Here is a 16,597-nt window from a genome sequence, read left to right on the forward strand (position 1 = left end):
GGCGTGACAGGCCTGTCCAGACCGGACATCCGGCCAGGCCATGGGGGTTTCGGCAGCACTTGCCCGTGACATCCCCCGACCAAATGCGCCGCAAGCGCAAGAACATACCAAGCGGGACCCAAAAGGGAGGAGCACCATGACCGCAAAAGAACACGCCCACGGGGCGGACGAAGCCCAACTGATGGCACTCGGCTATGCCAAGTCCTTCGAACGCAAGATGTCGCTGTGGGAGAACTTCGCCCTCGGCTTCACCTATCTCTCGCCGGTCGTCGGGGTCTACACCCTGTTCGGCTATGCGCTTGCCACCGGCGGCGCCCCGATGTTCTGGAGCTATCTTCTGGTCGGCATCGGCCAGTTCCTGGTCTGCCTCGTCTTCGCCGAGATCGTTTCCCAGTTTCCGATTGCCGGCGGCGTCTACCCCTGGGCCCGGCGCCTGATCGGCGATCGCTGGGGCTGGATGACGGGATGGATCTATCTCTGGGCGCTGGCCACCACCGTCGCCGCCGTGGCGATGGGGGCCGGCCCCTATGTGGCCGTCTTCTTCGGCTTCGACCCCTCGCCGCAGGTCAATACGGTGACGGCGATGCTGATCATCGCGGCCTCGACCCTGCTCAACCTGGCCGGGACCAGGGTGCTGGCCAAGGTCGCCATGATCGGCTTCCTGTGCGAACTCGGCGGCGCGCTGGTCGTCGGGGCCTGGCTTCTGACCGTCGGGCGCGAGCAGTCCCTCTCGGTGCTGTTCGATACCGCGGCCGTGGTCGGTGACGGCAGCTATCTTCCGGCCTTCCTTGCCGCCGGCCTGGCCGGCATCTTCCAGTATTACGGCTTCGAAGCCTGCGGCGACGTGGCCGAGGAAGTGCCGAACCCCAGCCGGGCGATCCCGCGCGCCATGCGGCTGACGATCTATATCGGCGGCGCGGCGGCGATGTTCGTCTGCCTGGCGCTGATCCTGGCCGTCAAGGACATCGGCGCGGTGATCTCTGGCACGGACACGGATCCGGTCTGGACGATCCTGACCACCAACTTCGGCGAAACCGGCGCGCGGGTCGTGCTGCTGGTGGTGCTGATCTCGTTCATGTCCTGCGTGCTCAGCCTTCAGGCCGCCGCCAGCCGCCTGATGTTCTCCTTCGCCCGCGACAACATGTTGCCCGCGTCGAAGGCGCTGACGCGGCTGTCCGCGACCCATGTGCCCAGCGTCGCCCTCGTCCTTTGCGGCATCGTTCCCGCCGTCATCGCCCTGGGCGGCTACTTCCTCAGCAACGCCGTCGCCGTCGTGGTGAGCTTCGCGGCCGTGGGCATCTATCTGGCCTTCCAGATGGTCGTCTTCGCGGCGATTTCGGCGCGGCTTCGCGGCTGGAAGCCGACCGGGCCGTTCAACCTTGGCGGCTGGGGCGTTCCCGTGACCGTGCTGGCCTTCATCTACGGCGTTTCGGCGATCATCAACCTCGCCTGGCCGCGGATGCCCGATGCCAACTGGTACGAGAACTATGCCGTGATGCTGACCAGCGCCGTGGTGGTGGCGATCGGCCTGATCGTGCTGCCGTTCATGCGGCAAGGCAGCGGGCATACGGCGGTCGCCGGAGAGTGAACGCGACAAGGAACGGGCACAACCGTGCCCGTTCCGCAGAACAGTCAGCCGCAAGGAGGCAGTCAATTGGACAACAGGATGCTCGTCGGAAGCCATTTCCTCGAGGGAGAGGGCGCCGCGCAAGACATAGTCAACCCGAAGACCGGCGAGGTGATCACCCGCCTTGCCGAGGCCGCGCCCGCGCAGGTGGAGCAGGCCGTGCAGGCGGCGGCGCGGGCCTTTCCCGGATGGTCGGCGACGACACCCGCGGAACGCTCGGCCTATCTCCTGAAGATCGCCGACGCCATCGAACGCGAGGCGGACAGCTTCGCCGCGCTCGAGGCGCTGAACTGCGGCAAGCCGATCAATGCCGTGCGCAATGACGAGATGCCGGCCATCGTCGATTGCTGGCGCTTCTTCGCCGGCGCGGTGCGGTCGATGCAGGCGCCGGCGGCGGCCGAATACCTGCCGAACCATACCTCGATGATCCGGCGCGATCCGCTGGGCATCGTCGGGTCCATCGCGCCCTGGAACTATCCGCTGATGATGATGACCTGGAAGCTGGCCCCGGCGCTGGCGGGCGGCAACACGGTTGTCTTCAAACCCTCGGAACTGACGCCGCTTACGGCCTTCAGACTGGCGCGGCTTCTTGCCGAAATCCTGCCCGAGGGCGTGGTCAACATCGTCTTCGGGCGCGGCGAGAGCGTCGGCGACGCCATCATCCGCCACCCCGAGATCGACATGGTGTCGATCACCGGCAGCATCGGCACCGGCAGGAAGGTGCTTGGCGCGGCGGCCGAGAAGATCCGGCGCACCCATCTGGAACTGGGCGGCAAGGCCCCGGTCATCGTCCTCGACGACGCCGATGTCGACGCCGTGGTCCAGGGCGTCCGCACCTTCGGCTATTACAACGCCGGGCAGGACTGCACGGCCGCCTGCCGCATCTACGCCCAGTCCGGCGTCTATGAACGGCTGGTCGCCGATCTTGCCGGCGCGGTCTCGACGCTGGCCTATAACCGGGCCGACGACAGCGAGAACGAACTCGGTCCGCTGATCTCGGCCGTGCAACGGGACCGGGTCGCAGGCTTCGTGGCCCGCGCCGCCGACCAGAAGCATGTCGAGGTCGTGACCGGCGGCCAAATCGCAGGGGACCGCGGCTTCTTCTTCCAGCCGACCGTCGTCGCGGGCGCCCTGCAGAACGACGAGATCGTCCGCCGCGAGGTCTTTGGCCCGGTCGTCACCGTCACCCGCTTCGACGAGGCCGAGCAGGCGCTGGCCTGGGCGAACGACAGCGATTACGGGCTGGCCTCATCGGTCTGGACCAGGGACATCGGCACCGCGATGCGGATGGCCGCCCGGCTGCGCTATGGCTGCACCTGGATCAACACCCATTTCATGCTGACCAACGAGATGCCGCATGGCGGGTTGAAGCAATCCGGCTACGGCAAGGACATGTCGCTTTACGCGCTGGAGGACTATACCGTCGCCCGGCACGTCATGATCAACTTCGGTTGAGCATCGCCTGCCGCGCCCCCTTTCCGGTGCGGCGCGGCAGGCAATCCGCATGGCTCAGGCACCTTCCAGCACCGACCGCCCGGCCCTGAGGCGCGCTTCCTGCTCGGCCATCCGCTTTTCGCGCCGCCGCTGCCCAGAGGGCGCGATCCGCATCGCCTCGCGGTATTTGGTGACGGTGCGCCGGGCGATCACGATGCCGGTCGCCTGCAGCATCCGCACGATCGCGTCGTCGGACAGCACGTTCTCGGGTTTCTCCTCGTCGATGATCTGGCGGATCTGGTCCAGCACCGACTTCGCCGAATGGGCCTGCTGCCCGTCGAGCGAGCCGAGCGCGACGGTGAAGAAGTATTTCAGCTCGAACACGCCGCGCGGGGTGCGCATGAACTTGTTCGCCGTCACCCGGCTGACGGTGGATTCATTGATGCCGATACCGTCGGCCACCATCTTCAGCGTCAGCGGTTTCAGATGCCGGACGCCCCTGGTCAGGAAATCGTCCTGCTGGCGCACGATCTCGGTCGCGACCTTCAGGATCGTATGCGCGCGCTGGTCAAGGCTTCGCACCAGCCAGTTGGCATTCCTCAGGCAGGTGGTGATGAAGTCGCGATCCGCACCGCCCCCGACGCTGCGCCGGAGCTGCGCGGCATAGCTGCCGTTGATCAGCACCCGCGGCAGCGCCGCTTCGGTCAACTCGACCCGCCAGCCGTCGCGGGCGGGAAGCACCTCGACGTCCGGGACGACCTGCTGCACGGGTTCCCCGGCCGCCAGGGCGCTGCCCGGCCGCGGATCCAGGCTGCGGATCTCGGCCAGCATGTCGCAGAGATCCTCGTCATCGACCTTGCAGATCCGCTTCAGACAGGCGAAGTCCCGGCGCGCCACCAGATCCAGATGGGCCAGAAGCGCCGCCATGGCAGGGTCAAGCCGGTCGCGCTCGCGCAGTTGCAGGGCAAGGCATTCCGACAGGTTGCGCGCAAAGATCCCGGTCGGGGCGAATTGCTGGCAGGCCGCCAGCACCCGCGCGATCTGCGCTGTCGCCACCCCAAGGCGCCCGGCGATCGCCTCCATGTCGCCCCGGAAATAGCCCGCCTCATCCAGCGCATCCGCAAGGACCACCGCGATCAGCCGGTCCAGCGGATCCGAGAGTTCCAGGCCGATCTGCTCCTCGACCCGCTGCCGCAGTCCGGGTTTCTCGGGCAAGGCGGAAAGAAGGTCGAAATCCGGATTCGCCCGGCCGGATCCGGCGGACATCCGGGATAGGCCCCCCGGCGGCCGGCCTGCCCCTCGCGACCCGTCATCCGACCGGCCTCCCTCTGCGCCGCTTTCCGGCCCGGCCCGATCCAGCAGGGGGTTGCGCTCCACCTCATCGTTGACGAAGCGTTCCAGTTCGGCCTGCGCCAGCTGAAGCAGCCGGATCGACATGAGCATCTGCGGCGTCAGCGCCGGAGAATGCGAATGTCTCAGGTGCAGCGGCGGCATCTGGGTCATAGCTGTGTCCCCCCAGACATGGCTTCCGACTCCGTTCCGCAGGAATGCCACAAGTCCTTGCGTCGCAACAAGAGCGTATGGTGTCGCATTGATCTCATCCGGGTGCCTGTTTCGGGCAACGGCGCAGGGATCGACTGCGTGGCACCTGCCACGGCATCTGGCTTCCGGGGCGAGGGGGACGGGGGCAACCTTGATGCGGGAACCGGCGCTTGCGCCAAGGGCCGCGCGCCGGTTCCATCGGGGCAAGGGCGGCGGGACCAGGCCCCGCCGCCAGACGACCCGCCTAGTAGCGATAGGGGGCGCCGGCCTTGACCATGGTGGCGTTGTATTTCTTGAAGATCTCGACCACCTTGGCCTTGATCTCGGATTCCGAGGCGACCTCTTCCCAGAACTTCTCGGCCGCGGCCTCGACCTGGGCCCATTCCTCGGCCGGGATGGTGGTAAGCTGAAGCTTGGGCCCGTTCACGCGCAGGTCGGCCTCGCCGCCCCAATACCACCACTGGCGGTAGTAGTGCGATTGTTCGGTGCAGACCTTGAACAGTTCCTTCAGATCGTCGGGCAGTTCGTTCCAGCGTTCCTGGTTGACGAAGAAATGCCCGATCCACGCGCCCGAGATCGGGTTCGTGAGATAGTATTTGGTCACGTCGGCCCAGCCCACCGTATAGTCCTCGGTGATGCCGGACCATGCCACGCCGTCGATTTCGCCGGTCTGGAGCGCGACCTGGATGTCCTCATAGGGCATCTGCACCGGCACCACCCCGAACTGCGCCAGGAAGCGGCCGGCGGTCGGGAAGGTATAGATGCGCTTGCCCTGAAGATCGGCAAGGCTGTTGATCGGGTCGCGGGTGGCGAAGTTGCACGGATCCCACGAGCCGGCGGTGACGTGCTGGACGCCGACCTTGGCGTATTCCTCCTTCCAGATCGCGTCGAGCCCGTACTGGTTGAACAGCACCGGCACATCGAGCGAGTAGCGCAGCGTCAGCGGGAAGTAGCCGCCGAACACCGTGACCTCGGTCGGCGACTGCATCGAATCGTCGTCCGACTGCACCGCGTCGATGGTGCCCGACTGCATGGCGCGGAACAGCTCCGACGTGGGAACCAGCTGGTCTGCGAAATACAGTTCGATCTGCATCCGGTCGCCGGCGATCGCATTGAATTTCTCGATCGCGGGCGCGCAGACATGCGCCCCAAGTGCGGCGCCTGCATAGGTCTGCAACCGCCATCTGATCGGCGCCGCCTGTGCGATGACGGCGGGGGCGGCAAGGGCAGTGGCGCCGACGGCGGCACCGGCCGAGATGAACTTGCGTCTGGTGGTCGTCATCCTGTCCTCCTTCAGGGTTGACCGGACGGCCACACGCCGCCCGCGGGTAGTATTCAGGGGCCGTAGACCTGATGCGGCAGCCACAGCGCGATCTCGGGGAAGATCATCACGATGATCAGCGTAAGGATCATCAGCCCGACGATCGGAAAGATCGAACGGTAGATGTCCGCAAGCGTGACATGATCGGGCGCCATCGCGCGCATCAGGAACAGGTTGTAGCCGAAGGGTGGCGTCATATAGGCGATCTGGCAGGTGATGGTGTAGAGAACCCCGTACCAGATCAGCACATCGCCCGGCGCCATCCCGAGGTCGAGCTTGGCCACCAGCGGGATATAGAGCGGCGCCACGATCACCAGCATCGCGGTATCGTCAAGGAACATCCCCATGATGAGGAACGAAACCTGCATCATGATCAGGATCGCCCACGGGCCAAGGCCCATGTCGCGCAGGAACAGATCCTCGATCGCCCGGACCGCACCCAGCCCGTCGAACACCGCGCCAAAGGCCAGCGCGGCCAGCAGGATCCACATGAACATGCAGGACACGCCCAGGGTCTGGGTCATGCAGCTCTCGAACACGCGGCGGTTCAGCCGCCCGCGCAGCCCGGCGACCAGCGTCGCCATCACCGCGCCGATCACCGAGGCCTCGACCAGGCTGGCGAAACCGTAGATGAACGGGCCCATCATCGCCGCGAAGATGATCACCGGCATGGCCCCGGCGCGCAGCAGGATCATCTTGTCGCGCCACGAGATCACCGCCCGCTCCTCGCGGCTGAGCGGCGGCCCGAGCGAGGGACGCATCCCGGTCCGGATCACGATGTAGAGGATGAAGATCCCCGCCATCAGCAGCCCGGGGAACAGCCCGGCCAGCCACAGCTGCCCGACCGGCTGGCGCGCGATCATGGCATAAAGCACCAGGACCACCGACGGCGGCACCAGGATCCCGAGGCTGGCTCCGCCCTGGATCACGCCCGTCACCATCACCTTGTCATAGCCGCGCTTGAGCATCTCGGGCAGCGCGATCGTGGCCCCGATCGCAAGCCCGGCGACCGAAAGCCCGTTCATGGCCGAGATCAGCACCATCAGCAGCACCGTGCCGATGGCAAGGCCGCCGGGGACCGGGCCGAACCAGACGTGGAACATCCGGTACAGGTCGTCCGCCATGCGCGTCTCGGACATGATGTAGCCCATCCAGACGAACATCGGCAGCGTCAGCATCGGATACCAGTTCATCAGCTTGATCGTGCTGGTGAAGGCGATCGCCGACCCGCCCGTGCCCCACAAGGCGATCGACGCGACCGCGGCCACGAAACCGATGACCGCGAACACCCGCTGCCCGGTCAGCAGCAGGATCAGCATCCCGCCGAACATGACGAGGGCGATGAAATTGTAATCCATCAGATTCGTTCCCCGCGCAGCAATGCGATGTCGCGGATCAGATAGGCGATGGATTGCAGGATCATCAGGAATACGCCGATACAGATCACGATCTTGACCGGGGCCAGATAAGGCGCCCAGACCGAACGCGATTTCTCGCCAACCTCGAATGCGTAAAGCGTGCTTTCGATTCCGCCCCACAGGATCACGGCAAGGAATCCGATCATCGCGAATACCGTCACCGCATCAACCGCCGCCCGCCGCCGCAACGACCAGCGCCCGTAAAGCAGGTCCATCCGCACATTTGCGCCCAGTTGCAGCGAATAGGCGCCGCCCAGCACGAAATAGCCGACCAGGGTGAATTGCGCGAATTCCTGCGTCCAGAGCGGCGGGCGGAATAACGCCTTGGCGATGATCGCATAAAGAAGCACGCCCGTAAGCACGAAGAGCAGATACATCGCCATGCGGCCGATACGGTAATTGACCATATCGACGATCCTCACGAACCGGACAAGAAAGCGCGGCATCATTCCTGCCCCGGCATCGGATACGTCATCAACATATCCCGCGCCCGTAATCGGACGAGGTTCCTGACGTTCATGGTTCGAGTCAACTCCCTGTTTTGATGCAGCGTCCCCGCCTGTCCGGGTTCTGTCAAGAATTTTCCGGCAGACGAATCGCTGTTACAAATGTTTCTCTCTGGACGAGAGTCGGAAATGTTCAGGAAAGGTGCGGGTTGATGGACCCAGCGGCCGCGATCGAGGAGCGGATGCATGCCGCGCTGGGGGATCTGACCCGGGCCGAACGGCAGGCGGCGACCTATATCCTGTCGCATTTCCCGATGTCGGCGCTCGGCTCCATCACCACGCTGGCGCAGGCGGCGCAGGTCTCGTCCCCCACGATCGTGCGGCTGGTGCAGAAACTGGGCTTTCGCGGCTATTCCGACTATCAGAAGGCGCTCCGTGCCGAGGTCGGCCGCCTTCTGGTCGCGCCGCTGACCCTTGCGCCGGACGGCAGCGAACCGGCAGGCGCGGGCCCGGGCGGGCTGGCGGCGCATCCGCTTCACGGCTTCTCGCGCCATGTGGTCGGCAATATCGAGGCCACCCTGGCCCGCATTCCCGCCGCGGATTTCGCCGGTGCGGCCGCGCTTCTGGCGGATCCGGCGCGGCGGGTGGCGGTGGCGGGCGGGCGGCTCACCCATGTCCACGCGGACTACATGGCCACGCTCCTGCGCGTGATCCGGTCGGATGTCACCTTTCTGGGCGGCCATTCGACCGACTGGCAACAGGCGCTTCTCGATCTGCGCGCGGGCGACGTCGTGGTGATCTTCGACATCCGCCGCTACGGCAGCGATGCCGTCCAGCTGGCGGAACTGGCCGCCGAGATGGGAGGCGAGGTGATCCTGGTGACGGACATGGGCCTGTCGCCAGCCGCCGCCCATGCGCGCCACACGCTCGCCTGCCGGATCGAGATGCCCTCGACCTGGGATTCCACGGCGACGCTTCTGGTGGTGGTCGAGGCCCTTCTGGCGCAGGTGCAGGGCCTGCTGGCCGATCAGGTGCAGGTCCGCCTCAACCGCCTCGAGGATTACTTTGCCCGCACCCGGGTGTTCCGCGCGCCCAAGGTGGGTGCCAGGCGGGAATGAAGGTCGCCGGACCAATTCCCTAAGCCAGATCCACATCGCGGCCAGAACCGCAAGGCGCAGCCACCGGAACGGCCTCTCGCCTTGTCGCTTTACAGGAAGATGGCGGTCATGGCTCCTCTCGCGCCCCTCACCGGAAATCCCGTGTCCTCACCCTGATGCCGGAGCCGCGGGCATCCGGCGATGGCGCGCCATGCCGGAACTCGTCGCCCCGCCCATGGGACAGCGGGAATGCCTCCTCCCGCTCGCCGACGCTGGCCAGATCGCGCGCGAGATCGCTGATCCGATGCGCCACCAGATGCACCACCTCGCCCTCGCGCTGGATACGGCCCTGCACGGCGATCATGCCCGATGACAGCACCACCCGCCGGAAACGCTCGAAGACCTTCTGCCAGACGACGACATTGGCGATGCCGGTCTCATCCTCCAGGGTGATGAACATCACGCCCTTGGCCGAGCCCGGGCGCTGGCGGACGAGGATGATGCCGGCGGCCTCCAGCCAGCGCCGGTCGCGCGCGCCCATCGCCTCGGCGCAGGTGACGATGCGGCGCCTGGCCAGATCCGGGCGCAGGAAGGACACCGGATGGCGGCGCAGCGTCAGCCCGGTATGGCCGTAATCCTCGACCACCTCGCGGCCTGCCGCCATCGGCCGCAAGGCGACGGCGGGCTCGACGGCCTCGGCCCCCATCCCGTCCTCGCGGCGCGCGGCGGCGGCGAAAAGCGGCAGTTCCGCATCGCGCAGGCCCTTTATCGCCCAGAGCGCCGGTCGCCGCGCCAGGCCGAAGGCGGGGCGGAAGCCGTCGGCCGCGGCGACCCGCACCAGGGCGGCGACCGGAACCCCGGCGCGGCGCCACAGGTCCTCGACCGAGGCATAGGGCTCATCCGCGCGCGCCGCCACGATGGCGGCGGCATGGACGTTGGACAGGCCCTTGACCAGCCGCAGCCCCAGCCGCACCGCAAGCCCGCCCTCGCCCGGCTCCAGCGTGCAATCCCAGCGCGAGGCATTGACGCAGACCGGGCGGATCTCGACCCCATGCTCGCGGGCGTCGCGCACGATCTGGGCGGGGGCGTAGAATCCCATCGGCTGCGAGTTCAGCAGGGCGGCGCAGAACACATCGGGGTGGTGGCATTTCAGCCAGGCCGAGGCATAGGCCAGCAGGGCGAAACTGGCGGCGTGGCTTTCCGGAAAGCCATAGCTGCCGAAACCCTCGAGCTGGCGGAAGATGCGTTCGGCGAACTCCGTCTCATAGCCCCGGGCGACCATGCCCGCGATCAGCTTGTCGCGGAACTTCGACACCCCGCCGGTATGCTTGAAGGTCGCCATGGACTTGCGCAACAGGTCGGCCTCGCCCGGGGTGAAGCCGCCGCATTCGATGGCGATGCGCATCGCCTGTTCCTGGAACAGCGGCACGCCCAGGGTCTTGCCCAGCACCTTCTTCAGCTCGGGCCGGGGATAGTCCACCTGCTCCAGCCCGGCGCGGCGGCGCAGGTAGGGATGCACCATGTCGCCCTGGATCGGCCCGGGCCGGACGATGGCCACCTGCACCACCAGGTCGTAATAGGTGCGAGGCTTCAGCCGGGGCAGCATCGACATCTGCGCCCGGCTTTCGATCTGGAAGGTGCCCAGCGTATCGGCCTTGCGGATCATCGCATAGGTCGCCGGATCCTCGGTCGGGATCGTGGCCAGATCCAGGGCGAGGCCCTTGTGATCGGCCAGCAGGTCGAGGCCGCGCTTCATGCAGCTCAGCATCCCCAGCGCCAGCACGTCCACCTTCATGAAGCGCAGGGCGTCGATGTCGTCCTTGTCCCATTCGATGATCTGGCGGTCTGCCATGGCCGCCGGCTCGATCGGCACCAGATCGTCCAGCCGGTCCCGGGTCAGCACGAAACCGCCCGGATGCTGGCTGAGGTGCCGCGGCGCCCCCCGCAGTTGCGCGGCAAGCTCCAGCACCAGCCGCAGCCGCCGGTCACCGGGGGCGAGGTTCAGCTCGCGCAGCGTCTGCTCGCCGATCCCGTCGCTCCACCGGCCAAGCTGGGTGGAAAGCGCCGCGATCATGTCCTCGGGCAGGCCCATGGCCTTGCCGGTATCGCGCAGCGCGCCTTTCCAGCGGTAGCGGATGACGGTGGCGGTCAGCGCGGCCCGGTCGCGACCGTAATTCTCATAGACCCACTGGATCACCTCCTCGCGTCGTTCATGCTCGAAATCGACGTCGATGTCCGGCGGCTCGCGGCGTTCCTCGGAGATGAACCGCTCGAACAGCAGGTCGTTGCAGCTGGGGTCGATGGCGGTGATGCCAAGGACGTAGCAGACGGCGCTGTTGGCCGCCGAGCCGCGACCCTGGCAGAGGATGCCGCGGGACCGGGCGAAGCGGACGATGCTGTTCACGGTCAGGAAATAGGGCGCATAGTCGAGCTTGCGGATCAGCCTCAGTTCGTGGCGCAGCGAGGCGACCACCGAATCCGGCACGCCCTGGGGATAGCGGGCCGCCGCGCCGTCCCAGGTCAGCCGCTCCAGCGTCTCCTGCGGGGTCAGGGCCGGGTCGTCGCGTTCCTCGGGATATTGATAGCGCAGTTCATCCAGCGAGAAGTGGCAACGGTCGGCGATCTCCAGCGTCCGGGCCAGCGCCTCGGGCCAGCGGGCAAAAAGCCGGTGCATCTCGGCGGGCGGCTTCAGGTGGCGGTCGGCATGGCGTTCGCGGCGGAAACCCAGGGCGTCGATGGTGGTGTTGTGGCGGATCGCCGTGACCACATCCTGCAGCATGCGCCGACCCGGCGCATGGAACAGCACGTCATTGGTCACGACCGTCGGCACGCCGAAGTGCTGCGCCAATTGCGACAGTTCCCAAAGCCGCATCTGGTCATTGGGCCGCCGCCGCAGCGTCAGCGCCAGATAGGCGCGATCGCCGAAGGCATCGCGCAGCCGCCGCAACCGAAAGCCGCATTCCTCATCGGCGAGATCGGGCAGGAGGACGGCGATGAGCCCCTCCCCATAGGCGGCCAGGTCCTCCCATTCCAGGTGGCACCTGCCCTTGCCCGCCCTTCCCTTGCCAAGCGTCAGCAGGCGGCAGAGCCGGGACCAGGCCTCCCGGTCGGTGGGATAGACCAGCACCGACATGCCGCAGGCAAGATCCAGGCGGCAGCCGACGATCAGCCGGACGCCGGTTTCCTTCGCCGCCTCATGGGCGCGCACGATCCCGGCAAGCGTATTGCGGTCCGCCACCGCCAGCGCCTCGATCCCCATCGCGGCGGCGGCGGTGAAAAGTTCCTCGGCCGAGGAGGCGCCGCGCAGGAAGGAGAAATGCGTGGTCACCTGCAATTCGGCATGACGCGGGGCAGTCATCCGAACACCCCATGCAGGAACCAGCGATGCGAGCCGGTGGCGGCGTCCTCGCCATCGCCGGCGCGGAAGATCCAGAACCGCGCGCCGGCCTCGTTCTCGATGCGGAAATAATCCCGGACCGCGGCCAGCTCGGCATCGCGCTTCCACCATTCGCCGAACACCCGCTCCGGCCCATCGGCCCGCCGCACCTGATGCCTGACGCCGCGCCAGGAGATCCAGTTCGGCGGATGATCGGGCAAAAGCGCCATGGTCTCGATCGGCTCGGGCCGCGGCAGCAGGCGGGAGGGTCGCGGCCAGTGGTCCGGCCAGCCCGCGCCGGTATCCTCGGCCAGCGCCGGGATGCGGCAGACCGACCGCTCGGGCACATCGCTCGGCACCGGGGCGAAGCGATAGATCGCCTTCGCCCCGACCCGGTTGGCCAGCGTGTCGATCAGGCCGGACAGATCGGGCTCCGGAGTCCCGACAAGATCGGTTGTCACCTGTTTCGCGGCCAGAGGCTCTGCCAGGGACGCGACGAGCGACATGATCTCGATGCCGAGACCGGGGTCGATGGTCTCGATCTTGTCGCAGAGCAGGCGGGTCAGGCGTTTCGGATCGCGCACCGGCCGGGCCAGGCCGATGCGAACCGTCTGGATGCGGCTGTCGATCCGATGGCAAAGCAGATCGAGACGCCGCGCGCCAAGACCGCGCTCCTCCAGCAGGGTGCAAAGCGCATCGACCAGTTTGCCGATATGGCGGGCGATGGTCTCGGCAGCGGCAATGGGTTCGGCAAAGCTGCGCCGGGCCTCGATCAGGTCTTCGGGGCGGACCGGGGTGATCGGCTCGCTCGCCTCGCCCAGGGCCTGATCCAGCCGGCGGCAGAGGTCCGGCCCGAAGCGGCGGGCAAGCGGCGCGCGGGGCTGGCCGACCAGATCGCCGACGCGGGCGAACCCCAGGTCGCGCAGACCGGCCGAGAGGGTAGGCGGAAACCGCAGGGCTTCAAGCGGCAGCGGCGCAAGCAGGGTCTCCGTCGCACCGGGTGCGGCGATGAACACCGGATCGGCCTGCCAGCGCGCCAGCGCATGGGCCGCGCCCCATGTATCGGCCACGGCGGCACGGGCCGCCACACCCGAGAAGGCCAGCCGCCCGACCAGGGCGTCAAGCATCGCAGCCTCACCGCCATGAAGGTGATCGGCGCCGGTGGTGTCGATCACGATCCCGTCCGACCCGTCGACCGCGACGATCGGGCTGAACCGCTGCAGGACCCAAAGCGCCAGACGCTCCAGGCCCGCCGCATCGGCCCGCGGATCGGCGGGCGCGACGGTCAATCCCGGCACCAGCGCCTGCGCCTTGGTGACGGGCATGCCGATCCGCAGCCCGAGCGCCCGCGCGGCGGCATCCGCCGCCATGACCACGCGCCGGTTGCCGTCCCTGCCGACGATGATCAGCGGCGCCTCAGCCGGCGGCGCTGCGTCGCCGGTCTTCCGCCGCAGCCGATCCGTCGGCCATGTCGGCAGGAAGACCGAGATGACCCGAGCCATCGCAAGCCTCCAGTTCGATATCGAGGGATTCGCCTGCCCGCGCCCGGACCAGCTCGATCAACCAGCGCGGACGCGCGACGCCGGGCGCCGGCAGGGGGGCGGACGGCAGCGCCGAGATGCGCCATCGGGTCATCGCCGCCGTCGGCTGCCCGAAATCGCCGGCTTCGGACTGCCGCCGCCAGCGGCGCAACGCGATGCCAAGGGTGCCAGACACCTTGGCGGCCAGATGCAGCCGCCGCGAGGCGGTCATCGGCAGCCGGGCGATATCGGCGACCACCGCGCCCAGGCCGCCATGGCGCAGCCCTTCCTCCATGCAGGCCAGGACCGACCTGTCGTCCCCCGCCTCGACATGGATCACCCGGTCGGGCGGCAGGCCGGACTGCTCGAGACCAGGGGCGAAGAGATCCTGTTGCGCGACGCACCAGAGCACCCTTCCCTGCGTCCGGGCGGCAATACCGGCAACGAAACACGCAGCCGCCGCGCCGTCCACCGCGCCCTTGCCGCCGCCGGCGACCTCATGCAGGCAACCAAGCGCCAGCCCGCCGCCCGGCAGCTTCCGGTCCAGCTGCGGAATGCCGAAGGGAAGCACCTCCCGGCAGCGCGCCCCGTCGCCCTCCAGCTGCGCGATGCGCGTGCGAAGGGCCGCAATGGCAGGAATGTTGGCGCGCTCTAGCATGGGAAATGAAAGGTTCCGTGGCTTTCCAGGGGCAGGCCCTGCCGCTATGTTCCTTATTTGTTCTCATTCCGGCCGAGAGTCAACCAGAGCCCGGCCTGTGCAAGCTTTGCAGCCTCCCCGCCGGGGGAATCCTGCCTGTCCGGGCAGGCCGACCTATCCCGCCGGCTGGGCCGTGCAATGCTCGACGATCGCCCTGACCAGCGCCTGCGCGGCGCGCGAGGGGGACTGCCGGGCGTGGACGATCTGGAACAGGTCCTCGAAGGACATCCGGTCGGGGGCCAGCGCCCGCAGGCGGCCGCGGTCGACCTCGGCGGTGGCATAATGGTCGGGCAGGAAGCCGATATAGGCGCCCGACAGCAAAAGGATCAGCGTCCCCTCCATATGCGGGGTGGCGGCCTGCCAGTCGAAATCCACGCCGCAGATCGGCACGCGCTGCATGTAGGTGCGCCCGGCGAAGGCCTGCGCCGCAAGAAGCGCGGGCTTGAGCGCCGCATCGGGCACCGCGAACAGCGGATGTCGCGCGCCGCAGTAAAGCTTCTGCGTCTCGTGGAACAGGGCCTGCGCCCGCATGTTCACCACCCGCTCCGGCGCGGGCATCAGCACCACCTGATAGGCGCCGCTGAGCAGCCCCTGCGACAGGACCTGCGGCGCGGCCACGTTGAACTCCAGCGTCACCCTCGGCGCAAGGCGGTGAAAGGCGCCGATGGCCCGGTCAAGGTTCAGCCGCGGATTGGTCACCATCGCATCGACGGTGCCAAAGGAAAGCTGGCCGCTCAACTCCCCCGCCGTGTCGCCGACCGCCGCGCGGAAACGGTCGATCGAGCCGAAGAGATCGCGGCAGGCGGCATGGATCTGCTGCCCCTCGTCGGTCAGGAAGAACCCGGCGCGGCCACGTTCGCAAAGCCTGACCCGCAGCCGTTCCTCCAGATGCCGCATATGGGTGGAGATCGTGGCCTGGCTCATCCCCAGGCTGGCCTGCGCCGCCGAGAATCCGTTGCACTGCACGATGGTCATGAAGACCCGCAGCAGCCGCAGGTCGACATCGCCAAGGGAAATACGTTCGGAAGATCGGGGGCTTCGGATCATTCATAGATATTTCCACAACTGAACATGGAAAGATAGGTATTCCTGAAATCATCCTCCGATGGCTGACTTGACGGCAGCCAACAGAGGGGGGAGACCGGATGGCCGACAATTCCTATGACAGCGGGCGGCTGAACCTGCCCTTCGTCGGTATCTGCACCTTCGGCAAATATCCCTACCAGCCGGACTGGAGCGCCATCGACGCCGATGTGGCGATCCTCGGCGCGCCCTTCGACTTCGGCACCCAGTGGCGCTCGGGCGCCCGCTTCGGGCCGCGCGGCATCCGCGAGGCCTCGACCCTCTTTTCCTTCGGCCATGGCGGCGCCTATGACCATGAGGACGACGTGACCTACCTGCCCGCCGGCAAGGTGCGGATCGTCGATCTTGGCGATGCCGACATCGTCCACACCGATACCGAGAAAAGCCACGCCAACATCGAACATGGCGTGCGGCAGATCCTGAAGGCGGGCGCCCTGCCGGTGGTTCTTGGCGGCGATCATTCGATCAACATCCCCTGCATCAACGCCTTCGATCAGGATTGCGCCGAAAAGGGGCCGATCCATGTGGTGCAGATCGACGCGCATCTCGATTTCGTCGACGTGCGCCATGGGGTGCGCTACGGCCACGGCAACCCGATGCGCCGCGCCGCCGAAAAGCCCTATGTCTCGGGCCTGTCGCAACTCGGCATCCGCAACGTCTCCTCCACCGCCCGCGACGGCTATGAGGATGCGCGCAAGATGGGGTCGGACATCCTGTCGGTGCGGCAGATCCGGGCCTTGGGGGTTGAGGCGGTGTTGGTCCGGATTCCCGAGGGCGCGCGCTATTATGTGACGATCGACATCGACGGCTTCGACCCCTCGATCGCGCCGGGGACCGGCACGCCCTCGCATGGCGGCTTCATCTATTACGAGGTGCTGGAGCTTCTGGCGGGGCTGTGCCAGCGCGGCACCGTGGTCGGCGTCGATCTGGTCGAGGTGGCGCCGGACTACGACCACAGCGGCACGACGACCATCCTTGCCGCGCAGGTGCTTATGAACCTGATCGGCCGCATCCTGCACGCGCGGGGGGCCTGAGG

12 protein-coding genes are annotated in these 16,597 nt (G+C 67.3%); 4 read left to right on the forward strand and 8 right to left on the reverse strand.

What is annotated here, in order from left to right; all coding sequences use genetic code 11:
• The first annotated feature begins 136 nt into the window (after positions 1–136).
• Positions 137–1,588 (forward strand): APC family permease, encoded by a 1,452-nt coding sequence (locus tag ACE3UA_RS06700; RefSeq protein WP_374643649.1) that lies wholly within the window; start codon positions 137–139, stop codon positions 1,586–1,588.
• A 66-nt stretch (positions 1,589–1,654) separates the two neighbouring features.
• The gene (locus ACE3UA_RS06705; protein ID WP_374643650.1) at positions 1,655–3,082 is read left to right on the forward strand and encodes a gamma-aminobutyraldehyde dehydrogenase; all 1,428 of its coding nucleotides are present in this window, start codon (positions 1,655–1,657) and stop codon (positions 3,080–3,082) included.
• 54 nt (positions 3,083–3,136) lie between these two features.
• On the opposite strand, the gene rpoN is transcribed toward ACE3UA_RS06705, so the two are convergent.
• From rpoN to ACE3UA_RS06725, 4 genes are all read right to left on the reverse strand, one after another.
• Positions 3,137–4,564, reverse strand: a complete 1,428-nt coding sequence (gene rpoN, locus ACE3UA_RS06710) for an RNA polymerase factor sigma-54 (protein WP_374643651.1) — start codon at positions 4,562–4,564, stop codon at positions 3,137–3,139.
• 283 nt (positions 4,565–4,847) lie between these two features.
• On the reverse strand, positions 4,848–5,885 hold the full coding sequence (locus tag ACE3UA_RS06715) for a TRAP transporter substrate-binding protein (RefSeq protein WP_197647642.1): 1,038 nt from the start codon (positions 5,883–5,885) through the stop codon (positions 4,848–4,850).
• Between the two features lie 53 nt (positions 5,886–5,938).
• Positions 5,939–7,282, reverse strand: a complete 1,344-nt coding sequence (locus tag ACE3UA_RS06720; protein WP_374643652.1) for a TRAP transporter large permease subunit — start codon at positions 7,280–7,282, stop codon at positions 5,939–5,941.
• Entirely contained in the window at positions 7,282–7,788 is a 507-nt protein-coding gene (locus ACE3UA_RS06725) for a TRAP transporter small permease subunit (protein ID WP_374643653.1), read from the reverse strand. Before ACE3UA_RS06725 ends, ACE3UA_RS06720 begins: the two co-directional genes overlap by 1 nt.
• Before the next feature lie 212 nt (positions 7,789–8,000).
• On the opposite strand from ACE3UA_RS06725, the gene ACE3UA_RS06730 reads away from it, so the two are divergent.
• Positions 8,001–8,906: a MurR/RpiR family transcriptional regulator gene (locus ACE3UA_RS06730; RefSeq protein WP_374643654.1), complete on the forward strand. Its 906-nt coding sequence runs from the start codon at positions 8,001–8,003 to the stop codon at positions 8,904–8,906.
• Positions 8,907–9,033: 127 nt separating this feature from the next.
• Here ACE3UA_RS06730 and ACE3UA_RS06735 read toward each other — a convergent pair whose 3' ends face one another.
• The 4 genes from ACE3UA_RS06735 to ACE3UA_RS06750 form a co-directional block, all read right to left on the reverse strand.
• Positions 9,034–12,243: an error-prone DNA polymerase gene (locus ACE3UA_RS06735; RefSeq protein WP_374643655.1), complete on the reverse strand. Its 3,210-nt coding sequence runs from the start codon at positions 12,241–12,243 to the stop codon at positions 9,034–9,036.
• Positions 12,240–13,763 carry a DNA polymerase Y family protein gene (locus tag ACE3UA_RS06740; protein WP_374643656.1) on the reverse strand — a complete coding sequence of 508 codons (1,524 nt, stop codon included), beginning with the start codon at positions 13,761–13,763 and terminating at the stop codon, positions 12,240–12,242. The genes ACE3UA_RS06735 and ACE3UA_RS06740 overlap by 4 nt, the downstream gene beginning before the upstream one ends.
• Complete coding sequence (locus ACE3UA_RS06745; protein WP_374643657.1) at positions 13,678–14,439, reverse strand: ImuA family protein; 762 nt, start codon at positions 14,437–14,439, stop codon at positions 13,678–13,680. Before ACE3UA_RS06745 ends, ACE3UA_RS06740 begins: the two co-directional genes overlap by 86 nt.
• 153 nt (positions 14,440–14,592) lie before the next feature.
• Entirely contained in the window at positions 14,593–15,525 is a 933-nt protein-coding gene (locus ACE3UA_RS06750; RefSeq protein ID WP_374643658.1) for a LysR family transcriptional regulator, read from the reverse strand.
• A gap of 98 nt (positions 15,526–15,623) precedes the next feature.
• Here ACE3UA_RS06750 and speB point away from each other — a divergent pair, with 98 nt between their 5' ends.
• Complete coding sequence (speB, locus tag ACE3UA_RS06755) at positions 15,624–16,595, forward strand: agmatinase (protein WP_374643659.1); 972 nt, start codon at positions 15,624–15,626, stop codon at positions 16,593–16,595.
• The last annotated feature ends 2 nt before the right edge of the window (positions 16,596–16,597 follow it).

The organism is Tabrizicola sp. (genome assembly GCF_041919135.1).
GTDB lineage: Bacteria > Pseudomonadota > Alphaproteobacteria > Rhodobacterales > Rhodobacteraceae > Tabrizicola.

Coding starts and splice junctions, on each gene's coding strand:
- ACE3UA_RS06700 (WP_374643649.1), top strand. CDS start 137: ATGACCGCAAAAGAACACGCCCACGGGGCGGACGAAGCCCAACTGATG.
- rpoN (WP_374643651.1), bottom strand. CDS start 4,564: ATGACCCAGATGCCGCCGCTGCACCTGAGACATTCGCATTCTCCGGCG.
- ACE3UA_RS06715 (WP_197647642.1), bottom strand. CDS start 5,885: ATGACGACCACCAGACGCAAGTTCATCTCGGCCGGTGCCGCCGTCGGC.
- ACE3UA_RS06720 (WP_374643652.1), bottom strand. CDS start 7,282: ATGGATTACAATTTCATCGCCCTCGTCATGTTCGGCGGGATGCTGATC.
- ACE3UA_RS06725 (WP_374643653.1), bottom strand. CDS start 7,788: ATGCCGCGCTTTCTTGTCCGGTTCGTGAGGATCGTCGATATGGTCAAT.
- ACE3UA_RS06730 (WP_374643654.1), top strand. CDS start 8,001: ATGGACCCAGCGGCCGCGATCGAGGAGCGGATGCATGCCGCGCTGGGG.
- ACE3UA_RS06735 (WP_374643655.1), bottom strand. CDS start 12,243: ATGACTGCCCCGCGTCATGCCGAATTGCAGGTGACCACGCATTTCTCC.
- ACE3UA_RS06740 (WP_374643656.1), bottom strand. CDS start 13,763: ATGGCTCGGGTCATCTCGGTCTTCCTGCCGACATGGCCGACGGATCGG.
- ACE3UA_RS06745 (WP_374643657.1), bottom strand. CDS start 14,439: ATGCTAGAGCGCGCCAACATTCCTGCCATTGCGGCCCTTCGCACGCGC.
- ACE3UA_RS06750 (WP_374643658.1), bottom strand. CDS start 15,525: ATGATCCGAAGCCCCCGATCTTCCGAACGTATTTCCCTTGGCGATGTC.
- speB (WP_374643659.1), top strand. CDS start 15,624: ATGGCCGACAATTCCTATGACAGCGGGCGGCTGAACCTGCCCTTCGTC.